The organism is Bradyrhizobium pachyrhizi (assembly GCF_001189245.1).
Classification (GTDB): Bacteria; Pseudomonadota; Alphaproteobacteria; order Rhizobiales; family Xanthobacteraceae; genus Bradyrhizobium; species Bradyrhizobium pachyrhizi.
This window is the reverse complement of record NZ_LFIQ01000119.1, coordinates 375641-395402: the sequence shown is the minus strand read 5'-3', so window position 1 is coordinate 395402 and position 19762 is coordinate 375641. Positions and strand designations below refer to the sequence as shown.

General features: G+C 61.5%; 17 protein-coding genes. 13 read left to right on the top strand and 4 right to left on the bottom strand.

All coding sequences use genetic code 11. The annotated features are described in order from the left end of the window. The first annotated feature begins 3 nt into the window (after nt 1-3). The 7 genes from AKL29_RS36765 to AKL29_RS36735 all read left to right on the top strand — a co-directional run bounded on the left by AKL29_RS36765 (nt 4) and on the right by AKL29_RS36735 (nt 7722). Nucleotides 4-939, top strand: coding sequence for a hydroxymethylglutaryl-CoA lyase (locus AKL29_RS36765; RefSeq protein ID WP_050387514.1), 936 nt, complete (start codon nt 4-6; stop codon nt 937-939). Nucleotides 940-950: 11 nt separating this feature from the next. Beyond that, a complete protein-coding gene (locus tag AKL29_RS36760) occupies nt 951-2153 on the top strand; it encodes an acyl-CoA dehydrogenase family protein (RefSeq protein WP_050387513.1) in 1203 nt (400 codons plus the stop codon). Between the two features lie 11 nt (nt 2154-2164). Next, a complete protein-coding gene (locus tag AKL29_RS36755) occupies nt 2165-3538 on the top strand; it encodes an MmgE/PrpD family protein (protein WP_050387512.1) in 1374 nt (457 codons plus the stop codon). Continuing rightward, nucleotides 3535-4359 (top strand): aspartate/glutamate racemase family protein, encoded by an 825-nt coding sequence (locus AKL29_RS36750; protein WP_028333414.1) that lies wholly within the window; start codon nt 3535-3537, stop codon nt 4357-4359. Before AKL29_RS36755 ends, AKL29_RS36750 begins: the two co-directional genes overlap by 4 nt. After that, entirely contained in the window at nt 4356-5243 is an 888-nt protein-coding gene (locus tag AKL29_RS36745; protein ID WP_028333413.1) for an MBL fold metallo-hydrolase, read from the top strand. Before AKL29_RS36750 ends, AKL29_RS36745 begins: the two co-directional genes overlap by 4 nt. 234 nt (nt 5244-5477) lie before the next feature. Then, nucleotides 5478-6470, top strand: coding sequence for a LacI family DNA-binding transcriptional regulator (locus AKL29_RS36740; protein ID WP_244482626.1), 993 nt, complete (start codon nt 5478-5480; stop codon nt 6468-6470). Between the two features lie 55 nt (nt 6471-6525). After that, on the top strand, nt 6526-7722 hold the full coding sequence (locus AKL29_RS36735) for an NADH:flavin oxidoreductase/NADH oxidase (RefSeq protein WP_244482625.1): 1197 nt from the start codon (nt 6526-6528) through the stop codon (nt 7720-7722). A 121-nt stretch (nt 7723-7843) separates the two neighbouring features. Here the strand turns inward: AKL29_RS36735 and AKL29_RS43100 are convergent, their stop codons facing one another. Beyond that, nucleotides 7844-8005 carry a hypothetical protein gene (locus AKL29_RS43100; protein WP_160321820.1) on the bottom strand — a complete coding sequence of 54 codons (162 nt, stop codon included), beginning with the start codon at nt 8003-8005 and terminating at the stop codon, nt 7844-7846. A 141-nt stretch (nt 8006-8146) separates the two neighbouring features. Here AKL29_RS43100 and AKL29_RS36730 point away from each other — a divergent pair, with 141 nt between their 5' ends. Both AKL29_RS36730 and AKL29_RS36725 read left to right on the top strand, forming a co-directional pair. After that, on the top strand, nt 8147-8359 hold the full coding sequence (locus AKL29_RS36730; RefSeq protein ID WP_028333410.1) for a hypothetical protein: 213 nt from the start codon (nt 8147-8149) through the stop codon (nt 8357-8359). A 2-nt stretch (nt 8360-8361) separates the two neighbouring features. Continuing rightward, nucleotides 8362-8640: a hypothetical protein gene (locus AKL29_RS36725; protein WP_038377337.1), complete on the top strand. Its 279-nt coding sequence runs from the start codon at nt 8362-8364 to the stop codon at nt 8638-8640. 13 nt (nt 8641-8653) lie between these two features. On the opposite strand, the gene asnB is transcribed toward AKL29_RS36725, so the two are convergent. Then, nucleotides 8654-10594 (bottom strand): asparagine synthase (glutamine-hydrolyzing), encoded by a 1941-nt coding sequence (gene asnB, locus AKL29_RS36720; RefSeq protein ID WP_050387510.1) that lies wholly within the window; start codon nt 10592-10594, stop codon nt 8654-8656. Between the two features lie 347 nt (nt 10595-10941). Here asnB and AKL29_RS36715 point away from each other — a divergent pair, with 347 nt between their 5' ends. Then, the gene (locus AKL29_RS36715; RefSeq protein ID WP_244482624.1) at nt 10942-12159 is read left to right on the top strand and encodes a glycosyltransferase family 4 protein; all 1218 of its coding nucleotides are present in this window, start codon (nt 10942-10944) and stop codon (nt 12157-12159) included. On the opposite strand, the gene AKL29_RS36710 is transcribed toward AKL29_RS36715, so the two are convergent. Together AKL29_RS36710 and AKL29_RS36705 are read right to left on the bottom strand one after the other, a co-directional pair. Further along, nucleotides 12095-13372, bottom strand: coding sequence for an acyltransferase family protein (locus AKL29_RS36710; protein ID WP_050387508.1), 1278 nt, complete (start codon nt 13370-13372; stop codon nt 12095-12097). The genes AKL29_RS36715 and AKL29_RS36710 overlap by 65 nt on opposite strands. Then, on the bottom strand, nt 13369-14517 hold the full coding sequence (locus tag AKL29_RS36705; protein WP_317250112.1) for a polysaccharide biosynthesis/export family protein: 1149 nt from the start codon (nt 14515-14517) through the stop codon (nt 13369-13371). The genes AKL29_RS36710 and AKL29_RS36705 overlap by 4 nt, the downstream gene beginning before the upstream one ends. A gap of 600 nt (nt 14518-15117) precedes the next feature. Between AKL29_RS36705 and AKL29_RS36700 the strand changes: the two genes are divergently transcribed. The 3 genes from AKL29_RS36700 to AKL29_RS36690 all read left to right on the top strand — a co-directional run bounded on the left by AKL29_RS36700 (nt 15118) and on the right by AKL29_RS36690 (nt 19731). Beyond that, nucleotides 15118-16494 carry an O-antigen ligase family protein gene (locus tag AKL29_RS36700; RefSeq protein ID WP_244482623.1) on the top strand — a complete coding sequence of 459 codons (1377 nt, stop codon included), beginning with the start codon at nt 15118-15120 and terminating at the stop codon, nt 16492-16494. 44 nt (nt 16495-16538) lie between these two features. Then, nucleotides 16539-18500, top strand: coding sequence for a pectate lyase family protein (locus AKL29_RS36695; RefSeq protein ID WP_244482622.1), 1962 nt, complete (start codon nt 16539-16541; stop codon nt 18498-18500). 247 nt (nt 18501-18747) lie between these two features. Then, nucleotides 18748-19731: a GNAT family N-acetyltransferase gene (locus AKL29_RS36690; protein WP_244482621.1), complete on the top strand. Its 984-nt coding sequence runs from the start codon at nt 18748-18750 to the stop codon at nt 19729-19731. Nucleotides 19732-19762 lie beyond the last annotated feature (31 nt).

Here is a 19762-nt window from a genome sequence, read left to right as displayed (position 1 = left end):
GAAGTGCGTGAGAAAGCTCATGTTCGCGAGGTCGGACCCCGCGACGGCATTCAGATGGTCAAGACCATCTTGCCGAGCGCGCGCAAGCTGTCCTGGTGCCGTGGCGCGGTGGAGGCCGGAATCCGCGAGATCGAGGTGACCTCATTCGTGCCGGCCAAGGTGATCCCGCAATTTGCCGACGCGGAGGAGGTGGCCCGCGGGGCACTGACAATGCCGGGCTTGCGGCCGTCGGTTCTGGTTCCGAATCTGAAGGGGGCCGAGCGCGCCTTCGCGCTCGGTGTGCCAATCGTCAACTACGTGCTTTCGGCGAGCGAGGAGCACAATCAGGCCAATGTTCGCCGCAGCACCGAGGAGTCGTTGCAGGACTTCGCGCGCATCGCTGCGGCGCGCGATCAGCGCCCCGGAGCACGAATCGGACTTGGTGCGGGCATCGCGACCGCGTTCGGCTGCACGATCTCGGGGGCGGTATCGGAGGCACGAGTGGTCGAGATCGCGGTGCGGCTCGCCGGGATGGGCGCCGACGAGATCATCGTCGCCGACACGGTCGGCTATGGCGATCCGGGTCAGGTCCGCCGCCTGATGGGCGCAGTGATCGCAGCGGTGCGTCCACTGCCGGTCGCCTGCCACTTCCACGACACGCGCGGTCTCGGTCTCGCCAATGTGACGGCGGCACTGGATGCGGGTGTACGCGCGTTCGATGCATCCCTCGCCGGACTCGGCGGCTGTCCGTTCGCACCCGGCGCCACCGGCAACATCGACACCGAGGATACCGTTTTCCTGCTCGAACAACTTGGTTTCGATACCGGCGCCGATGTCGAGCGGCTGGTTGCCTTGCGACGCGAGGTCGAGAGCTGGCTGCCCGGCGAACGGTTCTCCGGCGCGATCGCCCGCGCCGGCCTGCCCAAAACGTTCCGCGTGTCGGCCAGCGCCGCCGCCTGAAAGGATATGACATGAACTATCACGACGCCGCCCAACCCGCCGACATGGAGGTCACCGTCGCGTTGGGCGAGGATTTCTCCGACCTGCGCAACACGGTGCGGCAGATCTGCAAGGGCTTTCCGGGCGAATACTGGCGCAAGCTCGACGATCAAAGCGCCTATCCGACCGAATTCGTCGCGGCGTTGACGGAAGCGGGATTCCTCGGCGCGCTGATCCCGGAGGAGTATGGCGGTTCGGGCCTGCCGCTGCGTGCGGCCGCGGTGATCCTCGAAGAGATCAATGCGAACGGCTGCAGCGCCAGTCCCGCGCATGCCCAGATGTACATCATGGGTACATTGCTCCGTCACGGCAACGAGACCCAGAAGCGGACCTACCTGCCGGAGATCGCGGCGGGCCGGCTGCGGCTGCAGGCCTTTGGCGTGACCGAGCCCAATACCGGCTCCGATACCACCCAGCTCAAGACTCGCGCCGAGCGTCAGGGGGATGTCTATGTCGTCAACGGCCAGAAGGTCTGGACGTCGCGGGCGCTGCACTCCGACCTGATGCTGCTGCTGGCGCGCACCAGTCCGGTCGATCAGGTGAAGCGGCGCACCGACGGACTTTCGGTGTTCCTCGTCGACTTGCGTGAGGCCAAGGGCAACGGCGTCGAAATCCGTCCGATCAAGGCGATGGTCAATCACAACACGACAGAGGTGTTCATCGAGAACCTGAAAGTGCCCGCCGCCAATCTCATCGGGGAGGAAGGCAAGGGCTTTCGCTACATCCTCGACGGCATGAACGCCGAGCGGATCCTGGTCGCCTCCGAATGTGTGGGCGACGGGCGCTGGCTTCTCGGCAAGGGTGTCGCCTATGCCAATGAGCGGCGCGTCTTCGGACGATCGATCGGCCAGAATCAGGGCATCCAGTTTCCACTGGCGCGTGCCTACGCCGAACTCGAAGCCGCCGACATGATGTGCCGCCGTGCCGCCGCGCTGTTCCAGGCTGGGCAGCCCTGCGGAGCAGACGCCAACATCGCCAAGCTGCTGGCGTCGGAGGCCACCTGGAAGGCGGCCGATACGACATTCCAGACCCATGGCGGCTTCGCCTTTGCGCAGGAATACGACGTCGAGCGCAAATGGCGTGAGGTCCGTCTTTACCAGACAGCCCCAATCTCGACCAACATGGTGCTGGCCTTTGTGGCGCAGCACGTGCTCGGTCTTCCGCGTTCCTACTGAGGAGACGACCCATGCTGGATATCACGCGTCAGACGGCGAATTTTGTAGCCGGCCTCAAGCTGTCCGATCTGTCCGGCCGCTGCCGCGAGGCGGCGCGGACCGGCATCATCGACTGCGTCGGCGTCATGATCGCTGGCGCCGCCGAGCAGCCGGTGCGGATCGTGTCGGCGATGGTGGCCGCGTCCACCCAGAACGACGGCGCGCCCGAGGTTCCGTCGGGTCGCAATCTCGCGGCGCCGGATGCCGCGCTCGTCAACGGTGTCGCGGCGCATGTGCTCGACTATGACGACGTGGCGCTGGCCGGACATCCGAGCACCGTGCTGGTGCCGGCCATCCTGGCCGAAGGCTGGTCGCTCGACTCCGGCGGCGCCGACGCGCTTGCCGCCTATGCCGCGGGCTACGAAGTTTGGGCGCAGGTCATTGCGCTGGAGCCCGGTCACCTCCATGAGCGCGGCTTTCATCCGACGGCCGTGATGGGTGCGCTTGCCACCGCGGCCGCCTGTGCGCGGCTGCGCAATCTCGACTCCACGAAGACCGCGCATGCCATCGCGATCGCCGCTTCGCTCGCCTCCGGACTGGTCGCCAATTTCGGCACCATGACCAAATCGCTGCATGCCGGTCGCACCGCCCAATCTGGCGTGCTTGCCGCGCGTCTCGCCGATCAGGGATTTACCGCATCGCTGGACGTGCTCGAGCACCAAACCGGCTTCCTGCGCGCCCATTCGCCCTCGGGCACGCCGGATATCGAAAACGGCACGATCGATATCGGCCGCAACTGGCGGCTTGCCGATCTCGGCATCAATGTAAAGCGCTATCCGACCTGCTATGCGACCCATCGTTCGATCGACGCGATGATTGGCCTGGTGAATGCGCACAAGCTCAAACCCGACGACGTGAAGGAAATTCGGGTCCACACCGGCGTCACCCAAAGGCTGATGTTGCGCAACACCAATCCGCAGACCGGTCTCGAGGCCAAGTTCAGCATGGAATTCGCGATGACCGCCGCGCTGATCGCCGGCCGCGTCGGGCTGTCCGAGCTCACCGACGAGTTCGTCTCGCGGCCCGACGTCGGCGCTACCTTCGCCAAGGTCCACTGTACGACAACCGATGAAATCATGCCGGGAGATCAGCCGTTCGCGCCGGCCGACTGCGTCAGCGTCGTGTTGACATCGGGCGAAGTGCTTGAGCACGCGCCGGTGGTTCATGCCAAGGGCAGCTGGCAGCGCCCGCTTTCGCGCGACGAACTGCAGGATAAGTTCATGGACTGCGCGACCCGGGTGTTCAAGCAAGGCGAGGCCGACGCCCTGTTCGAGCAGCTCTGGAATATCGAGGACCTCAGGTCGATCCGTTCGCTGCGCCTGACCAACGACCGGAGCGACGCATGAGCGCGGCAATGGCTGGGAAGGGATCGACGCCGCGCATCTGGCACCAGTCGGTCAACGAGCTCGATCATCTCGAAGTCTACAAGCGCGCGCTCGAGGCCCATGCGGCGGAAATTCTTGGCGACGACGCCGAGGTCGTCGTCCACGGGCTTCCGTCCGGATCATACGCCGGCGCTTCGGCCACTGCGGTGCTCGGCAATGCATTCGCCTATCACCGCATTCTCAGCCGGGTGATCGACAATGCGATCGCGGCCGAGCGGCAGGGTTATGATGCCTTCGTGATCGGTTCGTTCAGCGAACCGTTTCTGCGCGAGATCCGCTCCGCGGTGGATATTCCCGTCGCCTCGCTGACCGAGAGCGGCCTGCTGGTCGGCTGCTCGCTCGGCAGCTATGTGGCATTGATCTCCAATGCGCCGGCGGTGCAGTGGATGACCAAGGTTGCGGTCGACAAGCACAAGCTCGCCGCGCGTGTGCTGGAGGTCGCGGCGATGGATCCGCCGCTCGACGAGCCGCAGCTGGCGCGTGCTTACGCCGACCCGGCTCCGGTCATCGCAAATTTCACGGCCGCGGCCGAGCGCCTGGTGGCGCGCGGCGCTGACGTCATCATTCCGGCGGAAGGTGTGCTGGCGGAACTCCTTGTTCGTCACGGCGTCCATCGCATCGCCGGCGCTCCCGTGATGGACGTGTTTGCCGTCACCTGGGCCTACGCGCTGATGCAGATCAGGCTCTGGTCGAAGGCACAACTTGGCGTGGGCCGGAGCTGGCACCACAGGCGCGACGATGCAGCGATCGTTGCAAGATTTTGGCAAGGGGACGCACAATGAGCACTTCACCCTCAACGCAAGTCGCAGGAGTCTATCACCGCAAGCTTGGCGATGCGCTGGTCACAGGCCTCAGCGATGGTTACGTCGACATGGGATACACGATCTTTCGCAATATCCCCGAGGAGGAAACCAAAGCCATTCTGGCGCGCGATCATCGCACCTCGCCGCCGCGCATCTCGGTCAACGCCTTTGCCGTGCGCATGGACAACCGGACCTACCTGATCGACTGCGGATCAGCGGATCTGATGGGGCCGACCTGCGGCCGCCTGCCGGCAAATCTCGCTGCCGCCGGCATCGATCCGGCCTCGGTCGACGCGGTGCTGCTGACCCATGTTCATCCCGACCATTCCAACGGGCTGACAGATGCCGCAACCGGAACGCGGCTGTTTCCCAATGCGGAAGTCATCGTCCATGAGAACGAGATCAATCACTGGTTCAACGATGAGGCGATGGCCAAGGCGGCCGAGCGGCCCCGGCGCCGCTATTTCGAGGCCGGCCGCACCCAGCTGAAGCCCTATATGGCTGCCGATCGCGTCAAGACTTTCCGGAAGGGCGAGGTGCTCCCGGGCGTCACGGCGATCCCGATCCACGGTCATACCCCCGGCCACGCCGCCTATGTCGTATCGTGCGGCGGCGAATCAATGGTGGTTTGGGGGGACACGGTCCATGTGCCGGAGATCCAGGTTGCACGTCCGGAAGTGACGATGGAATTCGACACCGACCCCGAGGCCGCCGCGGCCGCTCGTCAGATGATGTTCGACATGGTGGTCACTGACGACATGCTGGTCGGCGGCATGCATCTGCATTTCCCCGGGTTCGGACATATGCGGCGCGAGGCAGGCCGATACAGCCTGGTGGCGGAGCAGTGGGCGTTCGAAGTATGAGCCGCAATATCGTCGAAGCCGACGCCATCTGATCGTTCCGGAACAAGGACGGGAGGCCAGGCCGTTTGGATCACGGTGGAGAAATGCACAAATCATTTGCCTTCGGCCGGCTGATAGCACCTGCGGCCGAATTGGCTTCCGCGTATTGTGCAGGGGATTGAGGTCTCAGCCCCGGTGATGGTGATGGCAGAACAGCAAACGGCAGGTCGCGGAAGCAAATTGACGATCCGCGACGTGGCGACCGCAGCGGGCGTTTCGACCGGCACGGTGTCGCGGGTGCTCAATGCCAATGCCACCGTCCATCCCGACATCCGCCGGAAGGTCCAGCGCGCAATCGACGATCTGGGCTATACGCCGAACGCGGTGGCGCAGAGCATGCGCATCCGGTCGACCCACACGATCGGCTGCATCTTGCGTGAGATCAACATTCCGCAACTCGCGGGTTTCGTCAAAGCCGCGCACGACGTGCTGGACGAGGTCGGCTTCTCGCTGCTCATCTCCAACTCGGAAGGCCGCAAGGAGCGTGAGCGGGAGCTGCTCAGCCGGCTGTCGCGGCGGCAGGCCGACGGCGTGATGATGGGGCCGTACACGCCGGTCGCCGGTGAGTTCGAGGCCTTCCTGCGCGATCTCGATATTCCGATCGTGCTGATCGATCGTGATCAGCCGGATTGGACTGATGCCGTTATGGCCGATCACGCTGAAGGGATGCGCGTCGCGGTCAGTCATTTGCTGGATCTCGGTCATCGGCGCGTGGCGCTGATCACCGGCGACGCCGGGCTCTATCCGGCGCGCGAACGCGTTCGCGGCTATCAGGAGGCTTTTGCCGCGCGAAATCTCGAGCCTGATCCTTCGCTCGTTCACGCGGGGAGCTTCCTGCCCGGCGCGGGATTTCGTATCACCTCGGCATTGCTCGGCCAGCGCAACCCTCCGACCGCGATCATTTCCGGCGGCATCGACATGCTGTCTGGCGTGCTGCGCGCGGTGCGCGGGCGAGGCCTGCGGATACCGGAGGACGTGTCGCTGATCGCGTCGGGCCATTCCGAACTCGCCGAGCTCGTCTCGCCGGCGGTCGCCATCATCGGCTGGGATCAGGCGGAGGTCGGCCGGATTGCGGCCGGCATGCTGCTCGATCGCATCCGAAACGACGGTCCGCGCGAGCCGCGGCGCGTGCTCGTGCCCAACGAGTTCATCCCGCGCGCGTCGCTGGGGCCCCCAAGACGTACCTGAAGACTTGCCGTCCATGGCACGACCGGACGGCCATAGCATGCAAGGAGACAGTTCCATGAGTGGTGAAATGATCAACGGCAAAGAAGACGAGCGGCCGATGCTGTTCCAGCCACTCACGATTCGAGGCCTTACGCTGAAGAACCGTCTCGTCGTGCCGCCGATGGTCCATTACAGCTGCGAACCGGGAAATACCTGCGGAGCGTTTCATCTCGTTCATCTTGGTCGCTATGCGCTCGGTGGATTCGGGCTCGTCTTCGTCGAAGTGACGGCGGTGGAGGAAGTCGGGCTCACCAACGAAAACGATCTCGGCATCTGGACTGACGAGCAGGCCGAGAGCTTCAAGCCGCTGGTCGCCTTCATGAAGCGTCAGGGGACGGCGATCGGCATCCAGATCGGCCATGGCGGCCGCAAGTCGTCGGCACAGTCCGCCATGCAGGGCATGGGGCCGCTGACCGAGGAGAATCTGAAAGCCGGCGCCAGGATCTGGCAGCCGGTCGGCCCGACCGCCGAGCCGGTCGCCAAGGGCTGGCTGACGCCACGGCAATTGACCACTGCCGAGTGCAAGGCCATGGTCGGTACCTGGGCAGCCGCTGCAAGGCGAGCGGTTGCCGCCGGGTTCGACACCATCGAGATCCACACCGCGCACGGCTATCTGCTGGCCTCGTTCCTGTCGCCGGTCTCCAACACACGCAATGACGAGTACGGCGGCGACCGCGCTGGCCGCATGCGTCTGCCGCTCGAGATCGTCGAGGCGGTGCGCCGCGAAATGCCGGCGGACATGCCGCTGTTCGTGCGCGTCTCGTCCGTCGACGGCACCGTCGAGGGCTGGAACATGGATGATACGGTCGCCTTCGCGCACGAGCTGAAGGCGCGCGGCGTCGACGTCGTCGACTGTTCCTCCGGCGGAATCTCCGGCGCGGCTACGGCAGCGCAAGTGCCGCGCAGCCTTGGCTTCCAGGTTCCCTTCGCCGAGCGCGTGCGCAAGGAGGTGGATATCACCACCATGGCCGTCGGCATCATTCTCGAGGCGCAGCAGGCCGAGGCCATCCTTCAAAAAGGCCAGGCCGACCTCATTGCCGTCGGGCGGCAGTCGCAGTTCAATCCCAACATCGCCCACCACTGGGCGCACGATCTCGGCATCAACAGCCGTTTCGAAGATTGGTCGCCGGAGTTCGGCTGGTGGCTCGAGAAGCGGATCAAGACACTCCAGGGCTTTGCCACGCCGACGGGTGTCGTTATGCGCCACTCCTGACTGGCGTCACGCACGTCGCTCGCGGCCGGTGAACGGAACGCCGCCCACAGCATCGCTGCTATCTTCGAGGATCCGCAGTACCGCGCGACGGGCATCATGTCGCGGGTCGCAGGAGTCCGTTTCAGATTCGCTGCTGAACTTCCGCCGAGGAGATATCGGCGAAGCGGTCGCACAACAGGCTCTTCTGCACCTTCCCCGTCGCGTTGCGTGGAAGTGACTCGGCAACGACGATCGAACTGACGTCTTCGCTTTGCCGGATCCCGACAAACGGCGGCGAAATCATTTCGTGGAGGGTCCGGGTTTTTACGGGCTGAGCGTTAACGCTACCGCACGAGCACAAAGGCGGGGGTCTTGTCAGGAAGCGATTTGGCCAGTTTATTCGAGAGATTGCAGTACGTTATTCTTATTGTAGAGCGCATTTCCGATGAAAGCCATCGAGCAGATCGTTGCCGGCTACGTTTCATTGAAGGATCGCCAAGCCTTGGAAAAGCTGAGGCACCATCGTCAGCAATTGCTGGATGATGTTCAGATGCACACCATTCCAGGGTTCAAGCCGTCGATTGTGAGCGATATCCTTCGCGAGGAGATCGAGGTCATCGAAGGCGCGCTAGCGCGCGTGGATGAGGATCGACCATAGTCATGAGCAAAAACTTCGACGAGATCGAGACACTGAAACCAATGGCCTGCGGCGCCATCACCGATCCCAGTCTGAGGATGATATATGAAGCTATCCGCGGCGCGCTCGAGGCCGACGATGAATTCGAGGCAAGCGGCAAAGATCCCAAATTCCGAGTCCGGTCGACGGCCGAATGGAAGCGGCATGCCACCGATCTTGAGGCGGAGATGCTGAAGCGAGGGCTCGAGTTCGACGTTATCGATTGGACGAATGGTCAGAGCGAACGGCGGGAAAGCCGGTGAAGGCACTCGCTGATCATGCGTAAACGCCGTTGCGATGGCACCAACGGACAAACGTGTAGATGGACCAGACCCGCGACCAGTACATGCCGGGCGCTCCGTCGAGAAAGGCTCGCCAAAGTCGCTCGACCGCGGCGGGATTTAGGCCCGTAGGCGCGATCGCCTGCGGATCGCGCATGGTCCGATCCATGGCGTCCTTCAATCCGCGGCGAATCCACCGGTCAAAGGGCATGACGAAGCCGGTCTTTGGGCGCTCGAAGAGCGCAGGATCGAGACCGCGCAATCCGATCCGCCGAAGCATATCTTTGCGCCCCAAGGGCTGATATCGCGCTTGGTCCGACAGGGCGTCGACGCTTTCAAACAATACGTGGTCGACCAGCGGAACGCGCTGCTCGAGCGAACTGGCCATGCTTGCTGCATCATTATCGCGCAGGAGGCGTTCACCCAAAAAGAGACGTTGTTCCATCACGCTAATAGCGGAAACAGGGGTACGGCCTGCCGTTTCGGCCATCAGCCGCCGGCGCATCGCGTCGGGAAGGCCGTCCACGAGCGCGCTCGCGAAATCCGGTGCAAGCAATTCACCCTGAAATCCAGGCAGGAAGAGTGCGTAGGCCATCTGGTATAACGCCAGCAGATCCTCGCTACGATCGACCATATCCGGAAGCTTCGCCCAGCGCGTTTGAGGCGCTACGGGATGCGAGGATCGTCGCAAGGGCCATGTCAGCAAGGCTGCAGCCTTGGCTTGCCATTTTCTTGGAAAGGCGCGGCCCCGATGACACCACTGCTGCAAGATCGGAAGATCGCGATACGTCGGATACCCGCCGAACAGCTCGTCGCCCCCGGTTCCCGACAGCGCGACGGTAAAGCCTGCTTCGCGAATAGCCCGGGAGATGAAATAGGCGTTCAGTCCATCGAAGGTTGGCTGGTCGAGACTATCGAGGGCGTCGTCCAGACTGTCGACGAACCGCTGCTCGGACAACACTACCTCATGATGCTGAGTGCCGATTGCCGCAGCGGTCTGCCTTGCGAACGGCGCTTCGTTGAACTGCTGGTCCTCGAACGCGAGCGTGAAAGTATGAACCGGGGCGTCAGCGGTCAGTTGCGCGAGATTCGCCATCGCGGAGGAATCGATGCCGCCCGACAGGAAAACCGCGAGCGGCACATCACTGGCGAGGTGAAGCCTCATCCCTTCGTCGAGGATCGAGGCAAGCGTCGCTTCGTCCATTGTCGGCTTTGGCGACTCTCCGGGAATGCGCCAGAAATCGTGCTCGCTTATTTTACGGCCTGCCCCGTCAAACTCGGCGTAGTGACCCGGCGCAAGAAGTTCAACACCCTGGACCGTGGTGCAAGGGCCGACAACAAACCCGTTCCATACATTGCTCGCAACCGCCTGCGGATCAAGGCGCGGCGTTCCGAGCAAGCCTGAGGCCAGCAATGCACGTAGTTCGGATGCAAAGATCAGCGACCACGTCGTGTTCGGATTACTGGACTGTGCGATATAGAGCGGCTTGATGCCGAGCTGGTCGCGCGCGAGCAGAAGTCGTCGCTGTTGCGGATCCCAGCTTGCGAATGCGAACATGCCGCGCAGCCATCCGACTGCCTCCAGGCCATGCAGCCCGAGTGCCCGCAGCATGACGGCGGTGTCGCCGCTAGACCGAAAAGATTGTCCTTCGCTCTCGAGGCGTTTGCGCAGGGCGACATAGTTGTAGATTTCGCCGTTGAACGAAATCACGTGCCCGGTTGTATCGTCCACCATCGGTTGAGCGCCGGCGGACGACAGATCAAGGATCGAGAGACGGCGGTGATCAAGCATGACACCCCAGCCGCGGGCATCCGGCGTTGAAGCCCACGAGCCATGGCCGTCCGGCCCGCGATGGATCATGGCCTTGCTCATCCGAGCGAGCGCGGCCCGGTTGTTTTCGTCAAGCCGGCCGATGATACCGGAGATACCGCACATTCAATCGTCGCCTTCGCGGCTTGAGCTTGAGCTGGCCCGCACGAGGTAACGTTGCGGAGAACCTACCAAGACTGCTTCGGCAATGCTTCTACGTCGAAAATCCAAGCGGATAAATGGATACGCCGCCTTTCTATCATTGTTTCGTTAAGAGGAACGCGGCAACTATTAACGCAAAGCTCCGGCTTAAGCATTGAGTAAGCCGAGCTGTGTGAATGTGGGCCCCAGCGAGCATCTCAGTACCTGCCGATGTGGCAGGCAGGTTTGGATCGATGCACTCAGACCGCCTAAATGTTCTCTTCGTGTCACAGATGCCTGCGAGCCCGCCGCGGATCGGCGCGCAGGCACGCATGCACGGTTTGATGACGGAATTGGCTCAACGTCACGACCTGACGTCAGTCATGCTCGTGGATGACGAGCACGACATCGAGGAATGCCGAACTGCCATGCAGGCCTACTGCCGCAAGGTGGTGCTCGTGCGTAACCCGTTCGGTCGCGATGGGATGCCGAAGCGCCTGCTTCAACTGCGCTCCCTGGTATCGCCCCTCAGCTTCGAGCGTTTGCGAATCACGGCAGACGTAGTGCGTCAGACGCTGGACGACTTGCTGGGGTCGACGCGCTTCGACGTGGTTAATCTCGAGTTCACGTTCCTTGGACACTACGAGCTGCGCAAGGCGCCGGCAGGAGAGAAGCTTCCGGTATTGGTCGTGGATTCTCACAATATCGACTACGACCTTGCCCGCCAGTACGCCCAAAGCGGCGACAGTCTGTTTCGTCGCCTTTATTCCGAGGTCAATTGGCGCAAGCTTCGGAAGGAGGAGCTCGGGACCTATCGTGACGCGGATGGCGTCTATCTGTGCAGCGCGACTGACGAACGTCGGCTGCTTGAAGAAATGCCGGAAGCCAGGACTACTGTCATTCCAAATGCCGCGGATATCGAGTTCTATCGCCCGCGTGCCGACGATCCGAAGCCTGACGGACGCACTGTCGTGTTCTTTGGCCTCTTGTCATATGCACCGAATGTCGACGGTGTCATCCACTTCATCAACGATATATGGCCGCGCATCGCGGCCAGCCATCCGGATGCGCGTTGCAAGATCATTGGCGGTTCGCCGCCCTCCGCCCTGTTAGCGCTGGCAGGTCCCCGAATCGAGTTCACCGGCTTCGTGCCGGATTTGAGACCGCATCTCGCCGAGGCGGCAGTCGTCGTCGTCCCTCTGCGATTGGGAGGCGGGACACGGCTTAAGATTGTCGAGGCTATGGCGATGGGCAAGGCAATCGTCTCGACAACCTTGGGCGCCGAGGGGATCGAGGCCGTGCCGGATCGTGACATCATGATCGCGGACGATGTCGAGAGCTTTGCCGCCCGTGTCAGCGGCCTGCTGGGCGATGCCGATCGCGCTGCGGATCTCGGACGTTCCGCAAGGCTTTTGGCCGAAAGCAAGTATGCCTGGAGTTCAGCAGCTCACGCTCTCGAGGGTTTTTACCGTACGAGGCTCGCCATCAGTTGCGGTACGGATGGGAAGGCGCCAACGCTTCGCCAGCAGCAACGGCGCGCCGAGCGTTGAAGAACCGCTTCAGGTCCAGGAAGCGCTTTTCGACGAATTCATAGCTCAGATAAGCGATTAGCAGCGAGACGAGCGCGCCCGCTGTCGCCTGTATTGCCACGGCTGCGCTGTGAGAGCCAAGCCATTCGCCGAGTGTCAGTTCGGTTCGATGAGTCACAAGGTAGTATGATATGAAGTGATGGTAGACGTATAGGCCGTAGCTATAGGTCCCGAGAAGCATCAAGGGTCGGCTGCAGAAAAGGCGCGATACCAAGGAACGCCTTGGCGCAACAAGCACCCAGATGAGGAGACAAGCCAACAGCACGGTGATGATGGAAGACCGAACCGGAAGGACGAAAGCGTTACCTTGGTCGGTCACCAGGCGCGTCCAGATGAAAGTCAGGGATAGCAAGGCAAATGCAGAGGTCGCAACGTATGGAAGGGCGCCCACAAGTCGCTGAAGTCCGCCCTGTTGTCGGACCACCACGGCGAGAAAGGCGCCGAGTGCCAGACCGTCCAGCCGAAACGGTGTCAACACATAGGTTGTCCACCAGCTAAGTCCGGCCAAGGAGCCGCCCAGGCGAGCGAGCATCGCAGCGACCGATAGGCCGAGGCTGACCACAATCAACTTTCTCGGTTGCTTCGCGACCAGATATACGACGAGCGGCCAGAAGAAATAGAAATGTTCTTCGATGCAAAGCGACCAGAGATGCTCCAGATACGAGAATGACCAGTCACCGTTCCATGCGATGTAGACATTGACTCCGTACAGCCAGGCCCAGGCCTGGCGATCTATCAGATAGTCGAGGGTCGGACCACGCAGCGGGCTCAAAAGCGGAGCGACGAAGAAGACGAGCGCGAGCACGCCATAATAGAGCGGAAAAATACGCAGCACTCGCCGTATATAGAAATTGCGAAAGAAGTTCGGCTCCTCCCGTGAATCATAGAGGATTCCGGTGATGAGAAAGCCGGACAGGACGAAGAACAACTCGACGCCATAGGAGCCGTAGTTGGTGATTCCGACGACGATCTTCTCGACAGCGTTGGTCGGCAACGTGTTGCCGACGAAGTGCAGTAGCATCACCAACACGATGGCAAGTCCCCGCACTCCGTCGAGCGCAGGAATGTGTCCGTGAAGGCGGGGCCACCGGTCGCGGACAGTTGCCTCGGCGGATTCGGTTGCCGGCAGCATACCTGCCGCGGGAGTCGATTCCGCCAAGCCAATTGATGTCATCGGGACGACGTAACGATGGTTGTCGCTCCGGAGATGCTGCCGTTGGCGAGTCCCTTCAGCGTGTAGGCATCGATCCCGGCGACGATTGGATCGCTCACGGTGCCGATGATCATCCGAAGGTAAGTCATGAACTTTGTCGCTTCGACAGATGTTGCGTTGGACGCGAAGATGACATCCTTATTCCGCATCTCGAATTCTGTCGCGATGAAGTACCCGCCGGGATCTCTCAAATCGAGAATATAGATAACGGGGACAAGGGGCCCGCTATAGCGAGTGCAGTCGACGCCGAGCTGCTTGGCAACTTCGCGTGGTTCTCCTCGGTAGATAAACACCGACCCAGGGTCAGCGTGATCATCCTTAAGGCCACCCGCCTTCGCCATGGCCTCGGCCAGTGACAGGCGCCAGGCCCCGAACGAGAACTGCCCCTGTTGCCCGGCGGCGCCCATCGCGAGGAAGGTTTGCGGCTGCGTGTACACGTAGACCGTATCCTGGGGACGAACAAAGATGTTGTTTGCCGGTTGGCTGAGCAGCGATCCGAACGGTGCAGTACCGTGCCGTCCATCGCGTTCGAGGGTCACCCAGGTATCGAAGCCGGGATTTTTGGGGCCGCCCGCCCGCGTGATGATGTCGAGCAGCCGCTCGCCGCTGGCGCTTGCAGGCAAACGCGCAGGCTGTCCGACCTCGCCCAATACGCTGATCGAGGTTGCCTTCTGATCCACCAGCGCAACCACCGCCTGTGGTTCGATCGCACGATCCTGCAGGGACTTCACGATTGCATTCTGGACTTCGTCCGGTGTCCGGCCCGCGGCGCGGATGGAGCCACCGTACGGAACCGTGATGTTGCCTTTGTAATTCACGGCCTGATTGGGCAAGTTGACGTAATTACCCTGACGCGTACCGGCTTCGGTCGGAGTAAACAGGCCACCGGCCATCGATTCAAACAACGTCACGCTCACCGTGTCGCCGATGCCAAAGCGAATCTCGGGCGGGCCGCGGCGATCCGTGAAAACGCGGTCGATCCGCGTAGAGTTGCGCACCAGCACCCTCTCGGTGTCGGTCGTCAGACGTACCAGAGCATAGTGCACGCTTTCAGGGTCGGTCTGCCCCGCGCGGACATAGGAGCTTGCCGGTCCCGAGGTCGGCATGGTCGAGCAGCCAGCGAGCGCGATTGTCGCTGTGACGGCCAAAGCGCCCAATAGGCGGCCACCACTGAGACGCGAGGAATTGCCAGCCGAATGCGCCGGCGCCACTTCGCGAGTGGTCAGGCACCGCGTTCGTTGACTATTCTTGCCTGCACTTCTCGGCACGACATTGGACCCTGGTTAACGAAGATTAACGAACGGAGTCTTGGTAAACGCCGGTCTCTTCTTCGTGCTTGCTCGCGCGCCGCTTGCGGTCGTCGCCGTCCGGCATCGACCGCCGTACTGCCGGGCGGAGGCTCGGAAGAAATTTGCGCGAGTAAACATGTACTTACGCGGCATCCACAATTTCCCGGAATATCAATCGACCAAGCGAAACAGCCCGCCCTGTGCGCCACGCTAGGGGACAAGCGTTAACGAAGCGTTCACTATAAAAATTCAGGAAAGATTGACTTATCGTTGGTGTTCGGAGCCGTGTCTGAGTACGTGTTGGCGCCAGCGCCATTGAGAGGCTGATCGTTTCGCTGCGCGGCCCCACGGTCGGGCAAGGCAGGCGATTAACGATCAGCTTGCTGCCTTGGCGACTGGAGTTGACGGGCACCGAGCATGCACGAAGCCGTATTGCGTTCTCAGCGACCAGGCTTGGCGGCTTCGTCCGGTCGGGTAATCGATGGATACGCGATCATCCCGTTGCTGGCCTGCGTCTATGCCACGATTGCTTTTCCCCTGATCCTCGTGACCTGTAGTCCGACGGACTCGGCTTGTCTTTTGGAAGCTCGACCAGAGAGCAAAATCTTTTGGCCGATCCTGTCCGCAGTCGCGCTCGTCGTTGCGCTGCGCAATCGGTCGCGACTCCGCTTTCCGCCGATCCTGATCATACTGTTTGCCTATCTTGCACTGGCGGGGGCGAGCGTTGCCTGGGCATTCAAGCCGGAGGCTTCAGGGATCAGATTTGCGCAGCAGGCCATGATCATTGCCTCGATCGCGCTCCCGGCGATCGTTGCCACTCGATCGACCGACCTGCTACGCGGCTTGTTCTGGTGCTTTTTTATCGCTGCCGTGCTGAACATGCTGTTCGTCATGGGCAGGCCGCCGATCGACGTGAAGTACGCCACATGGGGCTACCCGGGCTATTTCTCGGGCAAGAACTATCTAGGCGAATGCGCTGCCGTTGCATTCCTGCTTGCGCTCCATGAGCTGCTTCATCCCGGACGGCGACGGGTTCTCGGCATCGTTACCGCGCTCATGTCTGTCGCGCTGCTGCTGCTGAGCAATTCAAAGACGGCGCTTGCACTTGCGGTGCTTGTCCCGGCGTTCGCCTGGACCTTGCTCAAGCTTTCCAGGGCTACCCGCGTTCCGGTGTGGGTGATTGTCGTATCGATACCGATTTGCTGGATGGTCTTTTCGTTCGTCACCGGCATCAGCATGAATCGCGTGTCGTACATGCTGTACGGCGATTCGACTTTCACGGGCCGTACCATCATTTGGGATTTTGCAAATATGCAAATCGTAAAGAAGCCGCTGCTGGGCTGGGGTTATCAGTCGTTCTGGCTGGTTGGACCCGACGCGCCGAGCATCGTGGAAGCGCCGGGCTGGGTCAAGGAGATGCCCAACGCCCACAATGGTTATGAAGACACATTGCTTGAACTAGGCTATGCGGGATTTTTCCTGCTTGTCGGATTCATCCTTGCGACGATACACGGCATTGGTCGCCTGGCGCGTTTTGATGTTTCGCGGGCATGGATCCTGCTGTCGATCGTTCTCTACGTTGCCATTACGAACGGTCTCGAGAGCACATGGATGCGCGGCTTCGAAATGCTGTGGGTGGTGTTCGTTATAGCCGCGGTTGAAGCTGCCAGATATTGGGGGCAGGCGCGTCCCGCGGCAAATTTGGCGATAGCCAGGCGCCCAGCAATGCGGCGCATCCACGGACCGCGGTTCAGGCCGCCGTCTACTCCCGTTAACGTCGTGAGGTCACGCTAGCAGGCGCGAAGCCAGTCGGTTTGGCGCTGCAAGTCAGAGGATGCATGTTCAACCGGAAGGTCATCGCGACGCGGCGCAACCCTGGTCACGAGACGATGCGGGCGGCCCTGCGGCGGCATTGGCGGTGTTTGGCTGCAACGATGATCTTCGTTGCATGCTCAAGCCATTCGTCCGCATTTGCTCTCGACTCGATGGAAATACTGCCCTCAGATCGCGGGACGACCTGGCAACCCGGCCTGATGGCTGAAGGTGGGATACCCTCTCGAAAAACCATCTGCGCGACGCTGTCGCCTCGTGGCGGCACACTCGATGACGCTGCGGCAATCCAGGGCGCAATCAACGCATGCCCGGTAGGGCAGGTCGTGCAACTGGCGGCGGGACGGTTTCTGATCAATGGCGGCAATTTCCTGCTGCTCAACAAGGCAATTACCCTGCGCGGCTCCGGTCCGGGCCGGACGACGCTCGAAAAGCAGGATGGCGCGAAACCTTTCAATGACGCAGTCGGTGCCAGGCCGTCTCCGCTGGTCGTGGTGGGACCGTCGCTTTTCTCCAGCACGAGCGATACGGTCAATGCCGTGCGATCGGCGAACCTTCGGAATGATGCAATAAAGGGCGAAAGAACGGTCGAGGTCGACGACGCCGCGGGCTTTGTGCCTGGACAGATCGTGCTGCTCGACGAGGCGTCGGCCGCCGATTGGCGTGTCGACCCGCAGGGGCGAGGGCAGATCTGGGCGTCGGAAGATTTCAGGGTTGTCTGGCAAAAGCACAAACCTGCGATTCAGTTTGTCGATGACTTTGCACCCGATGCGTTTCCATCGACGCCGCAAAGCGCTGGATCGTGGTTCGGGAGACCTGATCGGCCTGTTGCCGAGGTCAAGGAGATCAGCACCGTCTCCGGTTCCAGGATCACCTTCACGACCCCAATTCACATCAGCTATCGGAAGGCAAACGCCGCTCAACTGTCACGGTTCGCGCAGCCGCATGTGAAGCACGCGGGCGTCGAAGATCTGGCGCTCAAGGGGGGCGACGCGGGCAATCTTCGCTTCAATTGGGCTGCTTCTTCGTGGGCGAAGAACGTCGACAATTCGGTTTGGCACGGCGAAGGCTTTGCAATTCACAACTCCTTCCGGGTCGAACTACGCGAGTTCTACGTGCACGACGCGGCCTGGGCTCAACCCGGCGGAGGCGGATATGCCATTAGTCTTTCCGCCGGATCGTCGGAAGTTCTGATCGAGAATGGAATTGCCGTGAGGGCCAACAAGCTGGTGGTGGCGCGTTCCGCCGGGGCGGGCTCCGTGGTCGGCTATAACTACATGGACATGGGTTACATCAATACGAATGGAGCCTGGATCGAGACCGGGCTCAACGCCAGCCACATGGTGGGCGCCCATCACGTCTTGTTCGAGGGCAACTACGCTCAGAACGCCGACAGCGACGACACTCACGGCAACAGCATCTATCACACGTTTTTCCGCAACTATCTACGCGGCGTCCGGGCAGCGTTCGACAATCAGGCTGGCGGGACCATCGATGATATGTCGCAGCCCCGCAATGGGCCGCGGCGCGCCGCCGGCCTGATGGCGTATTCCTACTGGATGTCTTTCATAGGAAACGTGCTCGGGGTTCCCGGTCAGATGGACGGCTGGTCGTATGAAACCCGCTTTACCGATGCAAAGCCCGGCGTCTGGATGCTCGGCTGGGACGCCGTGAAGCCATATCCGACGGACGCAAAGGTTGCGATGTCCACGATTCGATATGGCAATTTTGATTACCTCACCAACAAAACGCACTGGGATTCCGGAAGCGAGGATCGCGCCCTGCCTGCTTCCATGTACCTCGCAAGCCGCCCCCCGTTCTTCGATGTCGGGCGCGGATACGATTGGCCTTGGGTGGACCCGGTCGGAGAGACGAAGCTTCATGTGCTTCCGGCCAAAGCGCGCTATGACGCCGGCACGCCGTTCGTGCAGCCGAATTTGGATGGATCGGCACGCAAAAGTTCGCAGTGAGCACATGCCTCGTGGGCAATGATTAAATATGTTTTGAACAGGCGCGGTATTGCGTCAATGCGTCACCTGACCGACGACGAACTCAGAGGCTAACTAGGCGAGCGCCCCGATTTAAATGCTGCAGACGTCGTTAACTACAATAGAAGCTAAGGCCTTCTGATCCGCGCGGACCTTGGGCATTTCTGCACGTTTTGGTTTAATCAGATTGCCGATTCGCTATCCGGTTAGTCTCCGGAAGAGGAATTTGATGCGCAAATCGGTCTTTCACGAGGATTGGTGGCTGGATGCGCTGGCTCCCGGTGGCTGGCGCGAAGTCACTTGTTCGCGTGGCGGGCGCGTTGTTGGTTCTCTCCGGTTCGTCACGCGTACTGAAGGCGGGATGAACATATGCGAGATGCCTCAAATCACGCGCTTTCTCGGGCCGACAGTCACGCTGCAGTCCGGCAAGACGGAAGCACGCATGCGGTTGGCGCATGCGGTCATCACTGACCTGCTCAAGCAGGTCGCGGATTTCGATCACGTCGAGATGACGCTCGATACCGGGTTCAGCGATGTGGCCGCGTTCCTCGCGTGCGGCTACGAGGTGCGGGCGCATCCGACTTTCATGCTGAAATGCACGATCTCCCGAGACGAGCTCTGGTCGGGATTGCGCGACAAGACGAAGAACGTGATACGACGCGCGCGGGAACGGCTTGCCATTCGCGAAGTCACGTCCCCAAAATACTTCGTGAAGTATTACCAGGCTAACCTGGAGGGCGCGAAATCGTATTTCGACCTCTCGCGATTGGAAGCTGTCTATGCCGCCGCGAGCGAGCGACAGCAATGCAGGATCCTCGCGGCGGTGGACTCGAACAACAACGTCCACGCCCAGGTCTTCTTTGTCTGGGACCACAAGTTCGTGCACTATTTCCTGTCATCGCGGGACAGGAGCATTGCCCATCCAGGCGCAGTAAGTCTGCTCCTCTGGAGTGGCATCGAGCTGGCGCACGAGCGGGGCCTTCATTTCGATTTCGATGGCGGAATTGAGAACGAGGCGCGATACAAATTCGTTGTGGCGTTCGGCGGAGAATTGGCCAATCGTTTCGACGTCAGCCGTTCCACCACTCGTTACCGGCTTCACCGGCAACTACGCAGAGTTCCCCAAGCGCTGCTGCGGCGTCTCTCGGCTGGCGCCGCAACCGGCGACGTCAACGATCATGGCGGACGGCTCAACCATTTCCCGTCGTCTTGAGCGGATCGTTCCCGCTATTTCAAGCGTGCCA